This is a genomic window from Cryobacterium ruanii (assembly GCF_004404055.1).
Lineage (GTDB): Bacteria > Actinomycetota > Actinomycetes > Actinomycetales > Microbacteriaceae > Cryobacterium > Cryobacterium ruanii.
In genome coordinates, this window is the sequence record NZ_SOHK01000007.1 from 77,143 (window position 1) to 98,339 (window position 21,197).

Here is a 21,197-nt window from a genome sequence, read left to right on the forward strand (position 1 = left end):
ACACAGCTACGGAAGGCAGACATGCAAGACATCAATATCGCCATGATCGGCGGCGGATTCATGGGCAAGGCACACTCACTCGCGTATGCCGCGATGCCCATGTTCTTCTGGCCCGCTCCTGTACGACCCATCAAGAAGATCATCGTTGACGTTACCGAGGATTTAGCTCGTACCGCAGCCGAACGATTCACGTGGGAAGGGTACTCCACATCCTGGCGCGACGTTGTGAACGACCCTGCAATCGATGTCATCGATATCGCCACCCCCAACAACATGCACGCCGAAATCGCGATCGCGGCCGCTGAAGCCGGCAAACACATTATTTGTGAGAAGCCGTTGGCACCGACTGCCGAAGAGGCCCGTCGAATGTACGAAGCGGCCACCAAAGCAGGCATCGTAACGGCCGTCGCCTTCAACTACCGACGTACCCCCGCCGTCGCACTCGCGAAGAAATACATCGACGAGGGAGCCATCGGTACCATCCTCAACTTTCGCGGTACCTATCTGCAGGACTGGAGTGCTGACCCCAATTCACCGCTGAGCTGGCGTTTCCAGAAAAAGATCGCCGGGTCTGGCGCGGTTGGCGACATCGGCTCACACGTCGTCGACTTGGCGCGGTACCTCGTAGGCGAGATCGCCGAAGTCACTTCGGTCGTATCTAACTTCATTCCGGACCGCCCACTCCAAACAAGCGGGTTCGATGCCCTGGGCGGCTCATCCCAGTCCGACGGACCTCGCGGCGCCGTCGACGTCGATGACGAAGCAATGTCTCTTGTTAGATTCCGAAGCGGTGCCGTGGGCTCAATCGAAGCGACCCGCAATGCCTGGGGGCGCAACAACTACATCACCTTCGAAATTCACGGAACCGAGGGATCGATCTTTTTCAACTACGAGAACCGCGACGAACTCCAGGTCGCGTTCAAGAACGACCCCGCGGACCGCCGAGGTTTCCGTACGGTTTACACCGGACCAAACACGCCTTACGGGGAGTCACTCTGGCCCATCCCCGCACTTGGCATCGGATACAGCGAAACAAAGATCATCGAAGCCCATGATTTCCTCAAGGCCGTCGTAGAGGGCGGAACCGTCGAACCCAACTTCCGGGATGGTTATCGGGCAGCCCTAGTAGACGAGGCTATTCTCGAATCAGGTCGCACCGGGGCGTGGGTGCAAATTCCAGACATCACAGAGTCGGGCTCGCTTGATGGCTGAGAACGAACTTCCGCCCGCTGTGCGCATGCGCAGCATTGTCAAGAGTTTCGGCCCCGTCGAGGTCTTGAAGGCCGTTGACATGGACATTGTTGCGGGAGAGGTTCACGCGCTCGCTGGAGAGAACGGTGCCGGAAAATCAACCTTGATGAAAGTTCTACAAGGTGTTCACCAGATAACCTCGGGCACCATCCAGGTCAACGGAGAACCTGTCACCATTCGTAACACCGCGGATGCTGAACGTGCCGGCATCGGTATGGTCTTTCAGGAGTTCAGCCTCATCCCGTCCATGACGGTCGCGCAAAACATCTTCTTGAATCGCGAAATCCGAGGAACGGCCGGGCTCGTCGACGACCGTGCTGCTGAGAATGCGGCACGCAAAATCTTTGACGGGCTCGGCGTGAAGATCGATCCGAAGGCGCGGGTGAGCGACCTGGGAACGGCCTATTGGCAGCTGGTGGAAATCGCCAAAGCTTTGTCCAAAGAGGCCAGCGTGATTGTCATGGACGAACCGACTGCGAGCCTTGCCAAGCACGAGGTCGAGAACCTATTCGACCTGATCGAGACGCTGAAGAAGCGGGGAATCGCCATTGTGTACATTTCGCACCGGATGGACGAGATCCGCCGCGTCGCGGACCGCATCACGGTCCTCCGCGACGGACGGGTCGTACTCGCCTCCGCTGTGGCCACACTGACGGCCGCCGAGATTATTGAAGCCATCATCGGCCGGCGGCTTGCCTCCGATCTGGTGTACCGCGACCGGCAGTTATCGGGTGACGCCCCAATTCTCCTCGAGGCCAAGAACATCGCAAGCAACCGCGTGCTTAAATCTGTCAGTCTCACCATTCGTGCAGGCGAAATCGTAGGCTTGGCCGGTCTGATGGGCAGTGGCCGCACGGAGTTTGCCAGAGTGGTTGCGGGGATGGATCGTCCGACGCAGGGAACTTTAAGTATCGACGGGAAGATGGTGCGTTTTGCAACACCCATCGCCGCCCAACAGGCGGGCGTGGCGCTCATCCCGGAAGACCGTCGTGAGCAAGGCCTGGTTCTGGAACACTCCGTGGCCGACAACCTGACGCTTCCAGTACTCGACCGCATGAAGGCAGGAGGCTTCCTCTCGATGCGCAAACTGCGCGACGCCACAGAAGACCTCGTCACCCGATTTGCTGTGAAGGCAAGTGACCCATATGCACCGATCAGTCAGCTGTCCGGTGGAAACCAGCAAAAAGTTGTTGTCGCGAAGTGGATCAACACCAATCCTCGCATTCTCGTGATGGACGAGCCCACGTCTGGCGTCGACATCGGCACGAAAACCGAGATCCTCGACATCGTGCGTGACTTCGCATCACGAGGAAACGCAGTGCTGTTCATCTCGTCTGAGCTGCCCGAACTACTCGCGGTCGCGGACAGCATCGTCGTTATCCGTCAAGGACGCTCTGACCTTCCGCTCGTTCGCACAGACATCGTCAGCGAGGAACAGCTTCAACTCACTATTCAAGGAGACGCAGCATGACCAGCGCCACAACGATAACAAGGCCGGCCCTCGTCTCGCGAGTGATGACACGACTCGACTGGCGTAGCAACATAATCTACATCGCCTTCGTGATCGTATTTATTCTGTTCGCGATCTTCCTCGGAAGCGACGGTTTTCTCTCCACCAACAACATGCTGAATATCGTGCGCCAGACGGCCACGATTTCCATCATGGCCGTGGCCATGACCTTCGTCATAGCCGCAGCCGAAATTGATCTCAGCGTCGGCTCGATCGCCGGACTCGCATCCGTTGTGACAGCCATGACGACCACGCAATTCGGACTGGTACCGGGCATCGTGGCAGGCATTCTGGCCGGAGCCATCATCGGAGCCATCAACGGCGGTCTCGTAGCACTCTTGAAAGTCCCATCATTCCTCGTCACTCTCGGGATGCTGGGCCTTGCTGCTGGCCTCGCGCAGTGGATCACTTCCTCGGCACCACAGCCAATCACTGACCGCATTTATGTGATGATTTTCGGCGGCGGAGATTTCGGTCCCGTGCCGGGAATGCTCGTCTGGACGGTTGTGGCCGTGGCGCTCGGCTGGCTCGTGATGAACCGCACCGGATTCGGCCGCAAGGTTCTGGCGACCGGAGGCAATCCCACCGCAGCCGCGTACACCGGCATCCGCACAGCCCGCATCAAATTCTCCGTCCTGCTCATCTCTGGAATAGCGGCTGCCATCGCAGGGATGCTTTACGCGGGTAGGCTTGAATCGGGTCGGTTCCAGTGGGGTCAGGGCGATGAACTAACCGTCATCGCCGCCGTTATTCTCGGAGGAACCAGCCTCTTCGGCGGGCGAGGTGCAATCATCGGAACCCTGTTCGGCTCGCTCTTCATGGGCCTTATTAACAACGGACTCATTCTTGCTGGACTCGAAGTCGCCCAACAGCAGGTTGTCCGCGGAGCGATCATCATCGCAGCCGTGGCACTGTCGAGGAAGAAATAATGGCCAACGCAGCGTTACGAAGTGGCGTAATCGGTACTGGATTCATGGGCCGTGTGCACACGCGGGCGGTGCGCTCGGTGGGCGGCATCGTCGTAGCCTATGCCGGCCGAGACAGCAGGCGCACCCAGCAAGCCGCGGACGAGGAAAACGTACCGCTGGTGCTTACAGCGGATGAGCTTGTTGAGCACCCCGACGTTGATCTTGTTCACATTTGCACGCCCAACTCCGAACACCTTCGTCTTGCGCTGGCTGCCATCGCGGCAGGTAAGCACGTTGTGTGCGAAAAACCCCTCGCGCTAGACGCTGACGCTGCAATGCAGCTTCAGCGCGCCGCCGAAGACGCTGGGGTCGTGAACGCCGTGCCGTTCGTTTATCGCTTCTATCCGACAGTGCGAGAGACCAAAGCCCGGATCGCCGAGTCGGGAGAACGCATCTGGCTCGCCCACGGGCATTACCTACAGGACTGGTTCTCCGAGCAATCAAACTACAACTGGCGCGTGGCAGACGAAGGGTCTCGTGCCTTCGCCGACATCGGTGTGCACTGGTGTGACCTCTTCGAGTTCACGACCGGACACCGCATCGAAAAATTACTCGCACAAACATCGCGATTACACGAGACGCGTTTTTCCGCTGCGGGCGAGGTGCCCGTCTCCACCGAGGACGGAGTAACCATGCTGTTCCAGACCGATCGCGGCGCCACAGGCTCCGTCGTAATCTCCCAGGCCAGCCCGGGGCGAAAGAACCGCTTATGGCTATCTCTTGACGGCGAAGATCATTCGTACGCCTTCGACCAAGAAAACCCGAACGACCTATGGATCGGTTCGACAGCCGGCATCTCTATCCTCCCCAAGGGGCTTGAAACCCTCAATAATGCGGCCGCCGGGCCCTATGTGACCGTACCCTCGGGACACCCGCAGGGTTATCAAGATTGCTTCGGACTATTCATGCGAGACGTCCACTCGGCCATACACGGCAAAACCGTGCAGGGATTGCCCACATTTCGCGATGGAGTTCGGGCTGCACAACTTACCGATGCGGTGATTGCATCGTCAAAGACAGGGAACTGGGTTGCGGTACCAGCCATGAGCCCGGTGGAAGCGAACGCACGATGAGCAGCTCAACGCATCCGGTAACCCTTTTCACCGGGCAATGGGCCGACCTGCCGTTTGAGGAGGTGGCCCGGCTAGCCAGTGGATGGGGTTATGACGGTTTGGAGATCGCCGCTTCCGGCGATCACCTCGACCTCGAGCGTGCCGATGAGGACCCCGCGTACCTCGCTTCACGGCTGGAGATACTTGACCGATTCGGCCTCAAGGTCTTTGCCATCTCCAACCACCTGACCGGGCAAGCGGTCTGTGATGACCCCATCGACTTTCGGCATAAGGCGATCCTGCGGGCGAGCACCTGGGGCGACGGCGAGGCGGAGGGCGTGCGACGTCGTGCTGCAGAGGATATGAAACGGTCGGCTCGAGTTGCGCGCAAGCTTGGAGTAGATGTCGTCGTCGGCTTTACCGGGTCAAAGATTTGGCCGTATGTCGCTCAGTTCCCGCCCGTCCCTGATTACGTGATTGACGAGGGATATGAGGACTTCGCAACGAGATGGAACCCGATCCTTGATGTCTTTGATGCTGAGGGAGTGAAGTTCGCCCACGAGGTGCACCCCTCGGAAATCGCCTACGACTACTGGTCGAGCGTTCGGACATTGGAGGCGATCGGACACCGAGCGGCTTTCGGTTTCAACTGGGACCCGTCCCACATGATGTGGCAGAACATCGATCCGGTCGGCTTCATTTGGGACTTTAAGGACCGCATTTACCACGTGGACTGCAAGGACACGCGACTTCACCCCGCTAATGGTCGCGCCGGTGTACTCGGTTCTCACCTGCCATGGGGTGACCCTCGACGGGCCTGGGATTTCGTGTCCACCGGCCACGGCGACGTTCCTTGGGAAGATGCCTTTCGCGCCCTCAAAGCGATTGGGTACTCGGGACCGATCTCCGTCGAATGGGAAGACGCCGGAATGGACCGCCTGCACGGAGCAAAGGAGGCGCACGACTATGTGCGCTCCCTGCTGTGGAAGCTGCCGGAGCATGGCTTCGATCACGCTTTCACGTCGCAATAGGAACAGTTGAGTTGCGGCGATCAGAGTCCCACTGTGTCGACGTTTCGGGCCTGCTACCGCGCGTGGAAGCGGCCCGCAGGTTCGAGGATGTTCGGGACATCGCGGCTGTTCTTCGCGCCCGAGTGGTCTCGGTCGTCTCTCGAAATGCCTGAGCGGTTCGCTCGCGTCTTGTTCCGCTACTTGTCGCTGGGCTGACTCCTCGTGCGATCGGGCTGATGGATGCTTTTATGCGCAGCGCCCTCGAGGATCGCACCGTTCTGATCGAATCGCGAGCAAACGCTGTGCTCGACCAAGGCTTGCTTTCGGTGGAACCTTAGATTTTCAACCCCTCGGGGCACCGCCGCGTGGGTCGGTGCTGTCGCTTGGCGTCAAAACGGATGCGTGGTCGCGGCCTAACGAGACCGCTACGGCATTGTCGGCGCAAAACCGCTTGGTGCACCACCGGAGTCGGCAGCGCAGAAGCTCGACGACGCTCGTGCTCGTGCGGCGCTCCGATAAGCGCAGCGGCTGGCCGGCAGTAACATCTACGATGCGACCAGACCAGACCTGCTGTCATACTTGGGCTGACGCGATGTCTCACCAGACCATGAGCTGCGTCATGGAATAATATGGCGCGGCGGACGTTGCTGTCGATTTGGCGGAGGCGCCCTGGATGCGGATCCTGGTGACGTCTCGCGGCCACTTCCGATTCGGTAACCGGGCAGGTGGCGCTGCAGAGCCTTCTCGTAGCCGTCGTTCCCCTGTCTACGTGTGGGCGGGCGCCCCGAGCTGAACCGAGAGCTCCGCAGCGACGCGCGCCGCCAGCAGGCCTGCTTCGTTGAGGTGCGTTCCCAGCCTGGTCTTGGGCGCGCTGACGTTGATAGCGGCAATGATGTTGCGTCGAAAGTCGAAGACAGGCGCGGAGACTCCTACGACGACTTTCTCGAATTCCTCAGCAACGGTGGCGTAGCCACGCTGACGGATGTGCGCGAGTTCGCGCATCAGGCTGTCGAAGTCGGTGACCAGGGGTACTCCCTGTGACTCGCGCGAGGTCGGGTCGGCCGTGTCGCTGCGTATGAGAAGGGGAGAGAGTGGACCCACGACTGGCTCATCATAACCGTGAGCCTCATACCAGCGCCTGAGATCGTCCTCGGCCCAGTCGCTAACGAGTACCCGCCCCGATGACGTGCGCCAGGCAGCGGTGCTGACCCTCCCGACCGAGCCCGCGGAAGGCATATTCACTCAATTCGCTCGCTAACGTCAGCGCGCTTCCTCCGCGCAAGACGCAGAGGTGTGTGGTCTCGTGAGTGGCCGTGACCATTCGGCGAAGGTACGGCACGGATGCTCGCAGCAGGCGTGATTCCAGCGTGCGCGCTGCGACGGCATAGAGCTGGTATCCCAGACGATAGTTTGGCGTGGCGTCGTCGCGGGAGACTAGACCGACTGCGGCAAGTGTCGCCAGGGTGCGCGATACGAGCCCCTTGTCGCGTCCGGCCAATTGAGCCAGGCGTAAGACCCCGAGCCCACCAGCGGAGTCAGCTTTAGGCGATCCGAGTATCTCAGGAAGCTCGAGATCCCGGCGTAGGCCGGCGGCATTTCTAAGTGGCGCGGCTTTGGCCGCTCCGGAATCCGAGCCGCCGGACGCAGTCATCATGGCCGCAGAATTATTCAATGTTGCCATATGCGCAACCATGGGTGTGCAAAAGAACACGATTTCATAGTCTCGCTGTATTCCACCGCCGATTCGTTCGACGCGGTCACGCAAAGTTGAGTGAAGGAGGGCGCGCCCGTGCGCCTACATCAAGGAAAAGCCGACGTCGCTGGATGTGGTCAGCGGTTGCCGTCGTCACCAGCCGCGATGTTTCCACTCGGACAGCTTGCTCCGCTCGGCTCCGAGCGTTGTTCCTGAGCCATGGCCCGGGTGCACTAGCGTGTCGTCCGGAAGGTAGTCGAAGATTCGGGTGACGACGTCGTTATACAACGATGAGAAACGTTCGGCATCACCGTTGGTGTTCCCAACTCCGCCGGGGAAGAGCGAATCGCCCGTGAACAGATGGGCGGGACCATGCGGATCGCGGTACAGCAGGGCAATGGACCCGGGGGTGTGTCCGCGTAGGTGGATTACTTCGAGTTCGATACCCTCAACGGACCTGACGTCCCCGTGGTGCAAAGGTATGTCCGTAGGCACGGAAATGTCGTCGATATCGTCGAGACCCGCGGCAGCTGGTGCCTTCGTCAGCTCCCTGACCTCGCCGAGCGCCCGCACATGGTCCCAATGCGAGTGTGTGGTGATTATGAGGGCCAGCCTGGTGTTGGCACTCGTGTCCCTCTGTGCATCTTCGAGCAGGGTGAAGATAGCGGGTGCATCGTCCGCGGCGTCGATCAGTACCTGCGCACCGTTGGATTTCGAGGTGAGAACGTAAACATTATTGCCCATCTCGGATACTGAGATGCTGCGCACCGTGAGGGCATTGAGATCGTGCATTGTCCTTTTCCTCCTACGGGTTGCTGGTCTCGTGCGGTGGCGTCGCGGGGTGTGCGGTCAACAATCTTGATGCGACACGGCGACGCGAGCCCATGGAACTATGGATGCTCCTCCTTGCGGCGCAGGTCATGAGGTAGATCGTGGGGGAGTCACCTCGACCGATTCCGCGATCACCCGGCGCTTAGCTGCTCGGCACCGTCATTTCTCCCATTTGGCCCCAACCTTCAGCATCGAGACGCTCGCTGATGATCTCTGGCGTCTTCATGAGCGCTTGAGGCATAGTCTTCATGGCTGCGGAGAAGTGAGCGCTGTTCACGTGGGATCCCGCGGCGTCATCGTGGAATGCCTCGACGAGGACGAACTGGTGAGGATCGTCGACACTGCGCGACCAGTCGAACCACAGATTGCCTGGTTCCTGGCGCGTAGCCTCGGTGAAGTTTCGCGTAAGGTCCATCCAACGATCGCTCCAGTCTGGTTTCACAGTGAACTTAACTACGATGAAAATCATGGGATGGTTCCTTCCTCGGTCACGTCCCGTTGAACGGTCGCGGTTCCTGCAAAACCGTGCGGTACGTTAATTCAGCTTAGGCGACGGCGGGTTTGGGGTGGATCACCGCTTGAGCTGCCGCAGAAATTCAGGGCCGTGGTGCCTTTCCCGCCGCTAATTATCCGTAGGGAAACTTTTTTGAACCTCCTGACCACCCGGATGGTGAATAGACGATGCCCGGGTATGTACCCCCGGTAGTGTCCGGCGGGGTTTCGCGCTCCAGGATCAGAGCGCGTGTTGAAGGAGATGACCCATGCGATCTCGTTTGGTTCGTAGATAGGCGGAGTTGGCCGGATGCGCACCTGCTGTAAGGGGCACACGCTCGAGGACGGTGATCCCGTGCTCGGTGAGCTGGCCGACCTTGTCTGGATTGTTGGTGAGGAGGCGCACCGCATGAAGTCGGAGGTCGTGGAGGATCGCAGCCGCGGCAGCGTAGTCACGGCCATCCGCTGGGAGGCCGAGCGCGAGGTTCGCGTCGAGCGTGTCTAAGCCGGCTTCTTGCAGCTGGTAGGCCTTGAGTTTGTTGACAAGCCCGATGCCGCGGCCCTCGTGGCCCCGCATGTAGATAACGACGCCGCCATTCTGATCAATCGTGTCGAGGGCGGAGTCGAGTTGCGGGCCGCAATCACATTTCCGGGATTCGAACACCTCGCCGGTCAGACATTCGGAGTGCACACGAACGAGGCAACCCTCTGTTGGTGTGCCGGACACGACGGCGAGATGTTCGCTGCCGGAAACGAGGTCGCGGTAGGCACGGAACTGGAAAGTGCCGTGTTTGGTAGGGATGCTTGTTTCAACTTCGAACGTGACATAAGACATCGCGATGGAACGGATGGTGCCGACATTGGCTGCTTCCGCCGAGGGTGCGTCGGTGGGTAACCCCGAAGGGTTGGCATTGAAACATGTTTCGGTCATGATCACAGCGAATCCAGTGGCACATCGGCATCCGCGAGCCTAGCGCGATCAATCTGGTTGCCACGACGGATGAGGCCTTGCACGGCTTCGTTGACATCCCAGACATTCACGTTCATCCCGGCGACAACTTTCTTGCCCGCCACCCAGAAGGCGATGAATTCACGGCCAGCCCGGTCGCCTCGATACACCACATCGGCTCCCCGTGCCAGCGGTCCAAATCCGGAGTACTCCATACCAACGTCGAACTGGTCAGTGTAGAAATATGGAATGTCGTCGTAAGACACGTTCTGGCCGAGCATTGACCGAGCCGCGAGCTTTCCACCATTCAAAGCATTGGCCCAGTGTTCACTGCGCAGTCGTACCTTTGCCACGGGGTGATAAGCGTTGGCAATGTCACCTGCTGCGTAGATTGCCGGGTCGCTCGTGCGAAGCGACGCATCGACAAAGATGCCGTTGTCGATCGCTAACCCCGCTGAATGGGCCAGCTGGACGTTAGGCGTGGCACCAATGCCGACCAAGACGAGGTCCGCGGGAATGACCTCTCCGCTCTCAAGTCTCACAGCGCTAGCTCGACCGTTTTTTCCAACAACACTTTCAACAGACACTGAACGTCGAAGAGTGACGCCGTTTTGTTCGTGGAGATCGGCGAACATCTGGCCGAGCTCGTCGCCGAGCGCGTTCGCCAGCGGGATTGGGTCACGTTCCAGAATCGTCACGTCGTTTCCCAGGGTGCGTGCCGTCGCAGCCACCTCCATGCCAATCCAACCCGAGCCGATCAGGACGAGTCGCATACCTCCGCCCGCAAGCAGAGAGCGCAGGGTGTCGGAGTCCTCAAGGGTTCGTAGGTAGTGCACCCCTTCAAGGTCTGCTCCGGGGATCGACAGGCGGCGAGATGACGAGCCAGTGGTCAGCAACAGCTTGCTGTAAGCGAAGGCCTCACCGGCGTCGGTATGAATGAGCCGGCGGGCGGCATCAACGCGGGCAACAGAGGTGTCGAGGAGTAGGTCGACATCATGTTGCGCGTACCAGTCCTGGGGATCTACATACACAGAGTCCCGGTCACTGGATCCGCTGAGGTAGCCCTTCGAGAGCGGGGGCCGGATATAGGGACGGTGGGCTTCCGCGCCGATCAGTTGGATCGGCCCAGTAAAGCCTTCTTCGCGCAGTGTCCTAGCAGCGGACGCACCAGCGAGCCCTGCTCCGACGATGACATAACTCTGAGAATTTGGCATGTTTCCTCTTTGCTGGTGTGCTGGCTATCTTCGTAGCCCAACTTTAGAAGCCACCCGTTTCTTTTGTCAAGATACTTTGTTTTAGAGTTACGATCATCATTATGAATGAACAATCACAGTCGGACGACATCTCCGCTATAGCGTCGCTCAGTGACCCGCTACGTCGAGCTTTGTTCGATATCGTCTCTCGGAGCGCCACGCCGATGGGACGTGATGAGGCGGCCGAGGCGCTGGGTGTTCCGCGCGGGACGGTGGCGTTCCACTTAGAGAGACTTGCTCGATGCGGACTGCTAGACACCGAGTTCCAGCGCCGCACGGGCCGAAGTGGTCCTGGCGCTGGACGGCCTGCCAAGCTGTACCGACGTGCGGCCAACGAAATCGTCGTGTCTGTTCCGGGCCGACACTACGCTCTGGCCGGAGAGCTCTTGATCTCTGCCATTGAGCAATCCGATCGCACGGGGGAGCCTGCCCGGGAGTCACTCACTCGGGTGTCCATAGAACACGGTCGTGCATTGGGCATGAGTGCAGGCTCATTGGATGCGGTGCTGCAGTCAACCGGATATGAGCCTCAGGATGATGGTGAAGGCGGACTGCTTCTTCACAACTGCCCATTCCACCAGCTGGCGAAGGGCCACGCCGAGGCCGTCTGTGCGGCAAACCTGGCCTTACTGACGGGGGCCGCGGAAGGTGCGGGCGAGAGCACGCGCGAGGTGCAATTTGCACCGAGAGGCGGATACTGTTGCGTGCGTATTGTTCGGAATGCCGACTAGGTCGGATGCCCGGTCCTTCCTGCGCCTATTCGATCTTATTGATGGCCTGGAACCCCATCACTTAGCGACCCAGAGTGGCCATGTTGACATCGAGCCCCAAGGACGGTTGCGATCGCGTTGGTGGTGGTGACGACCAGTTTCAGCGGTCAACCTCATCACGGAACGCCTGAACCTCACGGTGGAGAATATGCGAGGTCGCTCCCGCGCGTTATGGAGAAGCGAAGCGTGGTGCGCAGACATGCAAATTCGACAGTTCTGACGCGGGCTCCAGCACGTGCGGTTCAATGGGAGCATGGCTGCAGTCTGTGTGTACACGATCGGGCATTCAACTCATCCGATTGATGAGTTCGTTGAAATGTTGAAAGCAAACGACGTCGAACGACTCATCGACGTGCGCACCGTTCCGGGGTCTCGTCACAACCCGCAATTCGGGGAGCAGGAACTCGGCACAAGCTTGCCGGAGGCAGGTATTGACTATCAGCGACTCCCCGAGCTCGGCGGGTTGCGGCACACCCCGGCGGCAGTAGCATCTGTCAACGGAGCTTGGCGCAACAAGAGCTTTCGCAACTATGCCGACTACATGCAATCTCAAGAGTTCGTTGCCGGCGTCGACGAGTTGATGGCGCTGGCGAAGAAGCAGACGGTGGCGATTATGTGTGCCGAGGCCGTGCCCTGGCGTTGTCACCGATCTCTTATCGGAGACGCGTTGCTGGCGCGGGGCCTCTTGGTTACCGACATTATGAGCCTGACCTCGACTCGGCCGCACACCCTCACCAGCTTTGCCAAAGTCGATGGTGACCGCGTGTGGTACCCGTCGGAGGTTTGATCAACGAGGGTGCCAATCCGGATCGGGGCAGGATGATGCAGCGAATATGTTGGAGAGATTCGGCAATATTGTGGCTGCGGGAGGCATACCAATGACAGAAAGATTCTCAGTTGGCGATCACGTGCTCTGGAACTCTGAAGCCGGCTATGTGCACGGCACCATCACGAAGATTCACACGAAAGATGTGGAATTCAAAGGTCGCACTCGGCGCTGCAGTCCCGATGATCCGCAGTACGAGATCACGAGCGACACTACCGACCACGTGGCGATGCACAAGGGAGAGGCACTGACGAAAATCTAGCCATCCACGGCCACCGACGCACACATCTAGCGAACGTGCACACCTGTGTGCCTGCCGGCAGTTCTGATGGTGGCCACGATCAAAGTGCGACGTCCACCGGACCGATGAGTCCCCGGCAACGCATTTCAACGTCACGGTTGCGGGCGGCCCGGTTTGTATGTTGAGACGGATGACGCATCAGGTAGCCAATATCGCCAAGGAAAGTTCGTTGCATCGCCACCGGCCCCACTGACGCCAACGCGGGGTCCGGTTCGGTGCGGTAAAACCACACCGTCCTCCGGAACGAAGAATTTCCACTGTCCGCCGAACAGATCGTCACCATCGTTTGTCAGGGTCACCCCGAAGCTTTGGGCAACGCAGCCAGGGCCTCGCGCCAAACTGCTATCTAGGAGTGGAACTTTTCGTGGTCTGCTTTCACGCCGGGTGCGGGCAATGTCGATACCACCCATAACGTCTCCTGCCCTGATGAGACAACCGTATGGTTGGCCTGGTTGTCCGGTGACGAGGTTCAGCGCATGGTGCATTCCGTAGATGAAGTAGCAGTAGAGGTGGCCGGCAGGGCCGAACATTGTCTTATTCCGATTCGTTTTTCCCCGATAGGTGTGTGCGCCAGGGTCGCGTTCACCGGCATACGCCTCGACCTCGGTAATTTGAATGGCCACAGTGCCATCGTCATCGGTGCGTTGAAGGATGCAGCCAAGTATTTCCGGTGCGACATCGAGCACCTCGCGCGAAAAAAACCCGCGGTCCGCTAGATGAAATCCAGTCAGCAGGGTCATCGAGTCAGCGTATCCACTCCCGGCGGTCAACGCTCAAACGAGACGTCGAGAGTGGTTCCGAAGTCGATGCTTGAGCAAGGCCACTTGAGTGACCAGGGAGAGACGGCGATACACAGGATTCCGCCGGCGACGGTGCCGAGAATGAGCACGGATACTGCACCGGCGACGCGTGAGTGTGCTGCCCAGTAGCTCGGGACGCCCTTGTCCGGTGCCGAGCGCCGGAGGCAATTTCTGCTCGGTTCGGCTGAGCCCGAGCGCGCTCGCCGTGGTTCAGAGCTGATCGGTACCTGGCGATAGACGATGTGCGTTTCCGCGTTTGCCAGCACCGACGACGCGAGTGCGCGCATGGCCGACCCCGAGTCGTCGTTGTCGATGGTGCGGTCGGTCGATCCGGCAGGACTACGGCTGTAGACGTATCCGCTCGTGGGAGGAAGACAACGCTGATCCATCGAGACGTGCGTTCCTGCGATTCATACTCAGGCATGCGTCGCTCAAATCAAGTCTTCGCTTCGCTTGGAAGTGCGCGGGGCGCTTATCGGCCCGAGACGACGGTGACAGAATTGGATGATGAGGTTCCGCACCCGTCAGAAGATTCGGATTTCGACGGCAGTCTGCAGAGAAAGAAGATTCATGGTGACAATCGAGCTACTTCACATTGCAGACTGCCCGAACTCAGGAGAAACCCTTCTCCGCCTGGAGCGTGCCGTCGAGAAGACTATGCCGTCGAATGCGACCATCAAATCCACCCTGGTAGATTCTGCCGAGACGGCCGCGAGGGTCCTCTTTGCTGGATCCCCGACGATCCTCGTCGACGGTGTTGATCTCTTTCCCACGGATGGCCGCACCAACGACCTCGCGTGTCGGATTTATCTCACACCGAATGGCCTGGCCGGATCTCCGACCGAGCAACAAATCGAAGCAGCCCTCGCGGCCCATGGATAACGCTTCAGACCTCGCCTGTTCCTGCTGCGGTCGCGTCTATCCGCGCCACAGGCTTGCACGCCTCAAGTGACACGGTCCTTGTCTGCCGTCGATGTGGACTGTGGTTTGCGCTTCGGTTCCGGAACGATCCTCTGGGGCACGGACCGCTCCAATTGGCACTCACTGAGCTGCTTCATCGTGAGGACCGCCGGTATCGGCCACTTGTGGTGATTGGTCAGCAATCCGTGTAATGTCAGTGCATGCTGACTATTGCTTCGAGGGTGGACGTGATGAACCGGTTGGGCCGAGCGATGGCCGATCCCAGCCGGTCTCGAATCTTGCTCTCCCTGCTCGATGGCCCGGGATATCCGGGTGCGTTGGCGCGCGAGCTACGATTGTCGCGGTCGAACGTGTCCAACCACCTGTCGTGCCTGAGAGGTTGCGGAATCGTGGCCGCCGTTCCGGAGGGACGCTCGACGCGCTATGAGATCGCGGATCCTCACGTGACGAAGGCGCTGGGCGCCCTGATGGACGTGGTGCTCGCTGTCGATGACGGTGTCGGATGCGTCGATGAGGACTGCGATGTGCCGTTGTGTTGCCGGAACGACGCATGAGCGTTCCCGCGGAGGGTCGCATTGTTGAGATCCAGCGGGACCGTATGCAGGTTCTCCGTCGCCGAATCCGGTGGATCGTCGCGGCGACCATTGCCTACAACGTCATCGAAGCGATCATTGCGATCGCGGCTGGGACTGCGGCGTCGTCCGCGGCCCTCATCGGGTTTGGCTTGGACTCCATCGTGGAGGTCCTCTCTGCTGCTGCGGTGGCGTGGCAGTTTGCAGCCCCCGATCCGACGAAGCGGGAGAAGACCGCCCTGCGAATCATCGCGTGGGCATTTTTCGCACTCGCCGCTTATGTGAGCGTCGATGCCGGGCTCTCTCTGTTCGGCTTTCGGGAAGCTGAACACAGCACGGTCGGCATCGTACTGGCCGCGGTCAGTCTTATGGTGATGCCGTTTCTGAGCTTCGCCGAACGTCGCGCCGGTCGGGAGCTGGGCTCAGCCTCGGCGATCGCTGACTCGAAACAAACCCTGATCTGCTCCTATCTCTCCGCTGCCCTTCTGTTCGGGCTGCTGCTGAACATCTTCTTCGGTTGGGCGTGGGCCGACTCGATCGCAGCCCTCGTGATCGTGGTCTTCGCCGTCCGCGAAGGCCTCGAGGCGTGGCGCGGCGACGCCTGCAAAGCACCTGTGTCTGCTCTTACGGGGGAACGCGGCGTCGAGCACGACGACTGCTGCTGAACCTCAGACCAAGTACTTACACACACTCCGGCACAGAGGGAGCGCCGGCGCCGCGTCGCGCACGGCGATCAAAGACGGGCTGGACATGGTGGGGCTTGCAGATTCTCGCTCTGCATCAAACGGCGGCCTTGCTGTTAGCCATTGGCCTAACCCGACCTTGACACGTAGCGGCCTCCGGTGCGGCCCTCTTGGTCGAGGATCCTGCGTCTATAGCGTTCGTACTTTTCGGCATTGCCCTATCGTGGCGACAACTTGCGCAGGGCACTGCCCTTATGTGCGGCTTCCGCATCTGTCTTCTCGGACTTCACGATAAACGCAGGCTCATCTTTCGAGGCATGGAACGTGCTGCCTGCGAAGTCAAAGTCGCTCGTCTTCTTGTCGACGATTTTCCCCTGAGTGCGTCCCTGTGATGTCGCCCAACTCACCCGGTCGCCCTTTCTGAAGTCTGTCATTGTGGCAGCATACGGACAAGGGCGACCATGGGCTAGAGGGTTTGGTCAAGTACTGCCGTGCAAACCGCAGAGGACTTCGTATTGCGGGCAGATATCGGTCGTGCAGAAACGTGCGGACATTCCTGCAGAGGTCCAAAGAACTCATTCGGTCCGAACCTTTCGTGAAAGTGCGGATCAAGCCACGAAGCCTGAACGCCCCTTGTCGATGTGAATCATCATCGCAATGATTGAGTTATGGCAGATAAAGCAAACGATGTCGATGCAATCTGGATCGACTGGAAACACGCGGTCACGATGACCGCCGGTGAGATCAAGTCGTGGCTTGACACCGACGAATCCAAAGAGGTCGGACAGAAAGACGATGGCAGCGGGGAATCCATCGGGCATAGGTCCGGACGCAGGATCGTGACAATTCTTGGAAAGAAGAAGGGCGATTTGACCGCGTCCGACATCGAACACATGCATAAGGTCGTCGGCTACGTGAAACGGCATACGGCCCAGAGACCGGATTCCGATGTCGAGCACTCAAGATGGCGATACTCGCTGATGAATTGGGGAAATGATCCACTGAAGGAGGTGTGATGTCGCGGTGCCACGGTCGTTCAACCGGCCCCCGGCCGCTGAGCGGGCAGGTAGCAGTAGTCACTGGTGGTAGCAGCGGCCTGGGCAGGGCGACCGCTATCGCCCTCGCTGTAGCCGGGGCACGGGTGGCGGTGCTCGGCCGCTCTCATGCCGATCTTCAGGTCACGCTCAACCAGATATCCGACATCGTAGAAAGCGTCGGACCGGTGGCGCTTGCTGTTCCGGTGGATTTGGCTGACGCCGACGCGCTGACGCAAGCCGTTCATACGGCCCGAAAGCAGTTAGGTCCGATTGATATTCTGGTCAACGCCGCCGGCACCGACGTTCCCGGATCCATTGAAGAACTCGACGCTGCCGGTTGGGATCGCGTGCTGAACGTGAATCTGCGGGCCGTATTCCTACTGTCGAAGGAAGTTTTCCCCGACATGCGCGCGCGTGGGGGAGGGACAATCATCAACGTCGGGTCCGTCGCCGGGCGCCGAGGATGGGCTAATGCGTCGGCGTACTGCGCATCGAAGTTCGCCCTCACCGGCCTCACGCAGGCAACGGCGGCTGAAGGCCGACCGCACAGGATCAGGGCGTGTCTGTTGTATCCCGGAGCAATGGACACCAGCTGGGGTGCATGGTCACCCGAAGACCGTGACTCAGCCTCCGGCGACGTCGCCACAGCCGAGTCAATGCCCCCGGATCACGTCGCTCAGCTGATCACCTGGATTGCCCAGTCTCCGCCGGACATGGTCCTCAACGAGGTGACTGTGACCCCGCTGTTCGAAAGCGGCTGGCCCTGACCGGTCCGGGCTCCTGGCCGAACTCCAGGCCCACCGGGTGACGACCGACATCCACTCGATGCTCCGCACGTCCCTGGCCGACTCGGCGTGATTCCAGTCGAAAGATCAAGGCCCACGTGCGGTTTGCGATCGTTCCGTTGCGGTGGATGGACGCTACAGCTCTGGTGAGGTCTTCCGACGCTGCCGAGATGACGTCGAGGCAGGCACCACCAGTGCCTCCCGCAGCTGGCCGGATTGGCTTAGCGTTGGTGCATGACTGATACGCGTGCCGAAATCCGTGAATTCCTGAGTTCTCGACGCGCCCGCGTCACTCCGGAGCAGGCGGGTCTCCCGTCCTATGGCAGTAATCGTCGTGTCGCTGGGCTTCGCCGCGAAAAAGTGGCCATGCTCAGCGGGGTGTCCGTGGACTATTACGTTCGGCTCGAACGCGGCAACCTCTCCGGCGCCTCCGAGAGCGTTCTCGATGCTCTGGCACGAACCCTCCGACTGACCGACGCAGAGCGCGAGCATCTCTTCAATCTGGCACGTACCGCGGGGCCAGGTCGCACTCGGCGCGAACGGCCGTCGATGTCGGTGCGTCCCGCCGTTCAGCAGGTGCTCGATGCAGTGTCGGATGCGCCGGCGTGGGTGCGTAACGGCCGTCACGACATTCTCGCCGCCAACCGGTTGGGTCGGGCGCTGTACTCGCCGGTGTTCGATGATCCTCGGCGGCCGGTGAACACGACCCGGTTCACCTATCTAAATCCTGCTGCGCGTGAGTTCTGGCGAGATTACGACCAGATCGCCAACGACGCGGCAGCGATGTTACGTCTGGAGGCTGGCCGCAACCCGCACGACCCCGGGCTGATCCAGCTCGTGGGGGAATTGTCCACTCAAAGCGAACTATTTCGCCAGCGGTGGGCATCGCGGGATGTGATGCATCACCGCAGCGGTCTGAAACGCATCCACCATCCCGTCGTAGGTGACCTCGACCTCAACTATGAGTCGATGGAACTGCCGAGTGAGCCGGGCCTGGTCATGAACGTCTATACGGCACCCATCGGCTCGCCCACAGCGGATGCCCTGAAAGTGCTGGCCTCATGGGCCGTGACGCAGGAGACCGCCTTCACGGAGCGTCAGTCTTAGTCGCTGTGAGTGGGGCGGAATGCCCGAGGGTATCCCGCCGCGACCGACGATTCAGTCGCGCGAGAGCACGCGGAGGGTCGGCCCGAGAACATCGTCAACGGTGATGGCGGCAACGGGGCCGGGTACGTGGCGGTCGTACCTGCGGTGAAGGGTTGCCGTTGGTCTCCACCGCTTGAGCAAGCGCGATCACGACCACATGCAGGACTCAGCCTTCTCCTAGGCAACGGCTATTACGGAGAGCCACGGTCCCGTATACGTTCGAGGAATCATCCCGATTACAAGGAGAGAACATGCCCTTCATCACCGTTCCCGCCCCGAACGATCCCGCTCTTGAACTGCATTACGAAGACGTCGGCGCAGGCAAGCCCGTCGTACTGGTTCATGGCTGGCCGCTGAGCGGCAGATCCTGGGAAGGCCAGGTGCCCGCACTCGTTGACGCCGGCTACCGGGTCATCACCTATGACCGACGCGGGTTCGGCCAGTCATCACAGCCGTGGAACGGGTACGACTACGACACGTTCGCTGCCGACCTTAAGGCCGTGCTCGACACACTCGACCTGCGAGAAGTCACCCTCATCGGGTTCTCGATGGGCGGCGGCGAGGTGGCCCGATACGTCGGCACCTATGGCACAGATCGCATCGCGAAGCTCGTTTTCGCCAGCGCGGTGACGCCGTACCTGTGGAAATCGGACGACAACCCCGATGGTGGTGTCGACGAGGGACTGGCCCAATGGTTCCACGACGGCCTGACCGCGGACCGGCCGGCATTCCTGCACGAATTTGTCCAGATGTTCTTCACCGCCGGCAAACCGTCGCTGATCAACAAGCCCAAGGTCAGCGACGAGCAGATTGCTTACAATCTCGATATCGCTTTGCTGGCGTCACCGAAGGGAACGCTCGACAGCACAGCAGCATTCGCGACGACGGACTTTCGCGATGACCTGACGAGAGTCACTGTACCGACCCTGGTGATACACGGCGACTCCGACACAATCGTGCCGTTTGAGGTCAGCGGCAAGCGCACTCACGAAGCCATCACCGAAAGCGAACTTGTGCTGATAGAGGATGCTCCGCACGGCCTGACCGTTACGCACAAGGCCGAATGGAACCGGCACGTACTCGCGTTCCTCGCGAAGTAGCCGACTTGAGGAGGGCCCGTCGCTGACCGGTGGCGGGTCCTGGCCGCAGACAACCTCAGCGCATCGCACCATGACGCGCTTACTGGTAACGCCGGCCAAACCGAGTCGGGGCTCAAATATCCGTGGACTCGGCCTGGGGTCACCCGGCCAGTCCGCTTGAAGAGCGGGCGTCTCGTTCCAGACAGTTCCGGATATGGCGACCCAATCGTCGAGGCGCTGGCAAGGGCCGGCGAAGTACCGCTACCTGAACGGGGCCGAGCCGTGCGGGAGACCGAACGGTCAGGCCGCGATGACCTCTCGATTGTTGCGCTTCAGAAGACCCGCAATTGCGAAGACGATGCCGGCGATGATCAGTCCGAGAACAAGGCCGAATACGAGCGACATCGCAGTGTCGGTGAGCCAGACAACGACGGGTCCGGCCGATTCGACCGCGTTTGTCGCGGCGTGCAACACGTCGTAGGGGCCGTGCCAGAACGTCTCGGCCAGGTTGGCAATCACGAGATGACCGCCGACCCACAGCATGGCGACCGTGCCGATGATTCCGATCACGCGGAACACGGCAGGCATCGCGGCCACGATGCGCGCTCCGGTGCGTCGCACCCGTCGCACGGGGTTCTTCATCAGCGACAGGCCGATATCGTCAATCTTGACCAGCAGCGCGACCGCGCCGTAGACGAGCACCGTCATGCCGAGGCCGATGACCACCAGGGCGCCGAGCGTCATCCAGATGCCGAAGTCCGGGTCGAGGCTGGCCAGCGCGATCAGCATGATCTCCGTACTGAGGATGAGGTCGGTGCGAATGGCGCCGAAGATGAGCTTGCCCTCATCGCGCGATTCGGGCTCGTCGGCTCCGTGATGCGCGCCGAACCATTCGGTGACCTTCTCCGCGCCTTCAAAGCACAGGTAGGTACCGCCGAGGATCAGCAGCCACGGCAATACCCACGGCGCGAACGCGGACAGGAGTAGCGCGAGCGGGATGATGATGACGAACTTATTGACCAGGCTGCCCAGTGCGATGCGCCAGACGACGTGCAGCTCGCGCGCCGGGGAGAGCCCCTGAACGTACTGCGGGGTGACGGCCGCGTCGTCGATGACGACGCCCGCGGTTTTCGCACTCGCCTTGAGAGCGGCGGTAAGTATGTCATCGACTACGGCGAGCAAGCCGACCGACATCTGGTTCTCCTTGAATGGGGCATCGTCCTCGGGAGGGACAACCGCTAGGTGTCTACAGTACCTCGTGCAGGTGT

The 21,197-nt window shown here is 60.3% G+C and carries 23 protein-coding genes and 2 pseudogenes; 15 read left to right on the top strand and 10 right to left on the bottom strand.

Annotated elements, in window-relative coordinates; translation table 11 throughout:
* The first annotated feature begins 21 nt into the window (after positions 1-21).
* Genes E3T47_RS03835 through E3T47_RS03855 form a run of 5 tightly spaced genes read left to right on the top strand, consistent with a single transcriptional unit; the run spans position 22 to position 5,812 of the window.
* The gene (locus E3T47_RS03835) at positions 22-1,212 is read left to right on the top strand and encodes a levoglucosan dehydrogenase (RefSeq protein ID WP_134554469.1); all 1,191 of its coding nucleotides are present in this window, start codon (positions 22-24) and stop codon (positions 1,210-1,212) included.
* Entirely contained in the window at positions 1,205-2,722 is a 1,518-nt protein-coding gene (locus E3T47_RS03840; protein WP_198416584.1) for a sugar ABC transporter ATP-binding protein, read from the top strand. The genes E3T47_RS03835 and E3T47_RS03840 overlap by 8 nt, the downstream gene beginning before the upstream one ends.
* A complete protein-coding gene (locus E3T47_RS03845; protein WP_134554471.1) occupies positions 2,719-3,690 on the top strand; it encodes an ABC transporter permease in 972 nt (323 codons plus the stop codon). The genes E3T47_RS03840 and E3T47_RS03845 overlap by 4 nt, the downstream gene beginning before the upstream one ends.
* The gene (locus E3T47_RS03850) at positions 3,690-4,802 is read left to right on the top strand and encodes a Gfo/Idh/MocA family protein (RefSeq protein ID WP_134554473.1); all 1,113 of its coding nucleotides are present in this window, start codon (positions 3,690-3,692) and stop codon (positions 4,800-4,802) included. Before E3T47_RS03845 ends, E3T47_RS03850 begins: the two co-directional genes overlap by 1 nt.
* Positions 4,799-5,812 carry a sugar phosphate isomerase/epimerase family protein gene (locus E3T47_RS03855; RefSeq protein ID WP_134554475.1) on the top strand — a complete coding sequence of 338 codons (1,014 nt, stop codon included), beginning with the start codon at positions 4,799-4,801 and terminating at the stop codon, positions 5,810-5,812. The genes E3T47_RS03850 and E3T47_RS03855 overlap by 4 nt, the downstream gene beginning before the upstream one ends.
* 744 nt (positions 5,813-6,556) lie before the next feature.
* On the opposite strand, the gene E3T47_RS16265 is transcribed toward E3T47_RS03855, so the two are convergent.
* From E3T47_RS16265 to E3T47_RS03880, 6 genes and pseudogenes are all read right to left on the bottom strand, one after another.
* A complete protein-coding gene (locus E3T47_RS16265; protein WP_241981917.1) occupies positions 6,557-6,892 on the bottom strand; it encodes an IclR family transcriptional regulator domain-containing protein in 336 nt (111 codons plus the stop codon).
* 61 nt (positions 6,893-6,953) lie between these two features.
* The gene (locus tag E3T47_RS16270) at positions 6,954-7,472 is read right to left on the bottom strand and encodes an IclR family transcriptional regulator (RefSeq protein WP_241981919.1); all 519 of its coding nucleotides are present in this window, start codon (positions 7,470-7,472) and stop codon (positions 6,954-6,956) included.
* A 165-nt stretch (positions 7,473-7,637) separates the two neighbouring features.
* Positions 7,638-8,276: an MBL fold metallo-hydrolase gene (locus tag E3T47_RS03865; protein ID WP_134554477.1), complete on the bottom strand. Its 639-nt coding sequence runs from the start codon at positions 8,274-8,276 to the stop codon at positions 7,638-7,640.
* Between the two features lie 181 nt (positions 8,277-8,457).
* On the bottom strand, positions 8,458-8,784 hold the full coding sequence (locus E3T47_RS03870) for a putative quinol monooxygenase (RefSeq protein ID WP_134554479.1): 327 nt from the start codon (positions 8,782-8,784) through the stop codon (positions 8,458-8,460).
* Positions 8,785-9,048: 264 nt separating this feature from the next.
* Positions 9,049-9,639: pseudogene (ribA, locus tag E3T47_RS03875) on the bottom strand (GTP cyclohydrolase II); the annotation flags it as partial.
* 101 nt (positions 9,640-9,740) lie between these two features.
* Positions 9,741-10,970, bottom strand: a complete 1,230-nt coding sequence (locus E3T47_RS03880; RefSeq protein WP_134554481.1) for an NAD(P)/FAD-dependent oxidoreductase — start codon at positions 10,968-10,970, stop codon at positions 9,741-9,743.
* Between the two features lie 101 nt (positions 10,971-11,071).
* Between E3T47_RS03880 and E3T47_RS16750 the strand changes: the two genes are divergently transcribed.
* From E3T47_RS16750 to E3T47_RS03895, 3 genes are all read left to right on the top strand, one after another.
* Complete coding sequence (locus E3T47_RS16750; RefSeq protein WP_134554483.1) at positions 11,072-11,740, top strand: helix-turn-helix transcriptional regulator; 669 nt, start codon at positions 11,072-11,074, stop codon at positions 11,738-11,740.
* A 292-nt stretch (positions 11,741-12,032) separates the two neighbouring features.
* Positions 12,033-12,566, top strand: a complete 534-nt coding sequence (locus tag E3T47_RS03890; protein WP_134554485.1) for a DUF488 domain-containing protein — start codon at positions 12,033-12,035, stop codon at positions 12,564-12,566.
* Between the two features lie 91 nt (positions 12,567-12,657).
* Entirely contained in the window at positions 12,658-12,867 is a 210-nt protein-coding gene (locus tag E3T47_RS03895; protein ID WP_134554487.1) for a hypervirulence associated TUDOR domain-containing protein, read from the top strand.
* 131 nt (positions 12,868-12,998) lie between these two features.
* Here E3T47_RS03895 and E3T47_RS03900 read toward each other — a convergent pair whose 3' ends face one another.
* Together E3T47_RS03900 and E3T47_RS03905 are read right to left on the bottom strand one after the other, a co-directional pair.
* A complete protein-coding gene (locus E3T47_RS03900; RefSeq protein WP_134554489.1) occupies positions 12,999-13,646 on the bottom strand; it encodes a DNA-3-methyladenine glycosylase in 648 nt (215 codons plus the stop codon).
* 198 nt (positions 13,647-13,844) lie between these two features.
* Positions 13,845-14,020 (bottom strand): annotated as a pseudogene (locus tag E3T47_RS03905) (ATP-binding protein); the annotation flags it as partial.
* A 193-nt stretch (positions 14,021-14,213) separates the two neighbouring features.
* Here E3T47_RS03905 and E3T47_RS03910 point away from each other — a divergent pair.
* The 3 genes from E3T47_RS03910 to E3T47_RS03920 all read left to right on the top strand — a co-directional run bounded on the left by E3T47_RS03910 (position 14,214) and on the right by E3T47_RS03920 (position 15,864).
* A complete protein-coding gene (locus E3T47_RS03910) occupies positions 14,214-14,588 on the top strand; it encodes a thioredoxin family protein (protein WP_241981920.1) in 375 nt (124 codons plus the stop codon).
* Positions 14,589-14,827: 239 nt separating this feature from the next.
* Positions 14,828-15,181, top strand: coding sequence for a Cd(II)/Pb(II)-sensing metalloregulatory transcriptional regulator CmtR (cmtR, locus tag E3T47_RS03915; RefSeq protein WP_134554491.1), 354 nt, complete (start codon positions 14,828-14,830; stop codon positions 15,179-15,181).
* Positions 15,178-15,864 carry a cation efflux transmembrane domain-containing protein gene (locus E3T47_RS03920; RefSeq protein ID WP_134554493.1) on the top strand — a complete coding sequence of 229 codons (687 nt, stop codon included), beginning with the start codon at positions 15,178-15,180 and terminating at the stop codon, positions 15,862-15,864. Before cmtR ends, E3T47_RS03920 begins: the two co-directional genes overlap by 4 nt.
* Positions 15,865-16,100: 236 nt before the next feature.
* On the opposite strand, the gene E3T47_RS03925 is transcribed toward E3T47_RS03920, so the two are convergent.
* Positions 16,101-16,316, bottom strand: coding sequence for a hypervirulence associated TUDOR domain-containing protein (locus tag E3T47_RS03925; RefSeq protein WP_134554495.1), 216 nt, complete (start codon positions 16,314-16,316; stop codon positions 16,101-16,103).
* A 234-nt stretch (positions 16,317-16,550) separates the two neighbouring features.
* On the opposite strand from E3T47_RS03925, the gene E3T47_RS03930 reads away from it, so the two are divergent.
* The 4 genes from E3T47_RS03930 to E3T47_RS03945 all read left to right on the top strand — a co-directional run bounded on the left by E3T47_RS03930 (position 16,551) and on the right by E3T47_RS03945 (position 19,950).
* Positions 16,551-16,898 carry a DUF3140 domain-containing protein gene (locus E3T47_RS03930; RefSeq protein WP_134554497.1) on the top strand — a complete coding sequence of 116 codons (348 nt, stop codon included), beginning with the start codon at positions 16,551-16,553 and terminating at the stop codon, positions 16,896-16,898.
* The gene (locus tag E3T47_RS03935) at positions 16,898-17,686 is read left to right on the top strand and encodes an SDR family oxidoreductase (RefSeq protein WP_134554499.1); all 789 of its coding nucleotides are present in this window, start codon (positions 16,898-16,900) and stop codon (positions 17,684-17,686) included. The genes E3T47_RS03930 and E3T47_RS03935 overlap by 1 nt, the downstream gene beginning before the upstream one ends.
* Before the next feature lie 252 nt (positions 17,687-17,938).
* Entirely contained in the window at positions 17,939-18,811 is an 873-nt protein-coding gene (locus E3T47_RS03940) for a helix-turn-helix transcriptional regulator (protein ID WP_134554501.1), read from the top strand.
* Between the two features lie 290 nt (positions 18,812-19,101).
* Entirely contained in the window at positions 19,102-19,950 is an 849-nt protein-coding gene (locus tag E3T47_RS03945) for an alpha/beta fold hydrolase (RefSeq protein ID WP_134554503.1), read from the top strand.
* Between the two features lie 279 nt (positions 19,951-20,229).
* On the opposite strand, the gene E3T47_RS03950 is transcribed toward E3T47_RS03945, so the two are convergent.
* Complete coding sequence (locus E3T47_RS03950; protein ID WP_134554505.1) at positions 20,230-21,123, bottom strand: DUF808 domain-containing protein; 894 nt, start codon at positions 21,121-21,123, stop codon at positions 20,230-20,232.
* Between the last annotated feature and the right edge of the window lie 74 nt (positions 21,124-21,197).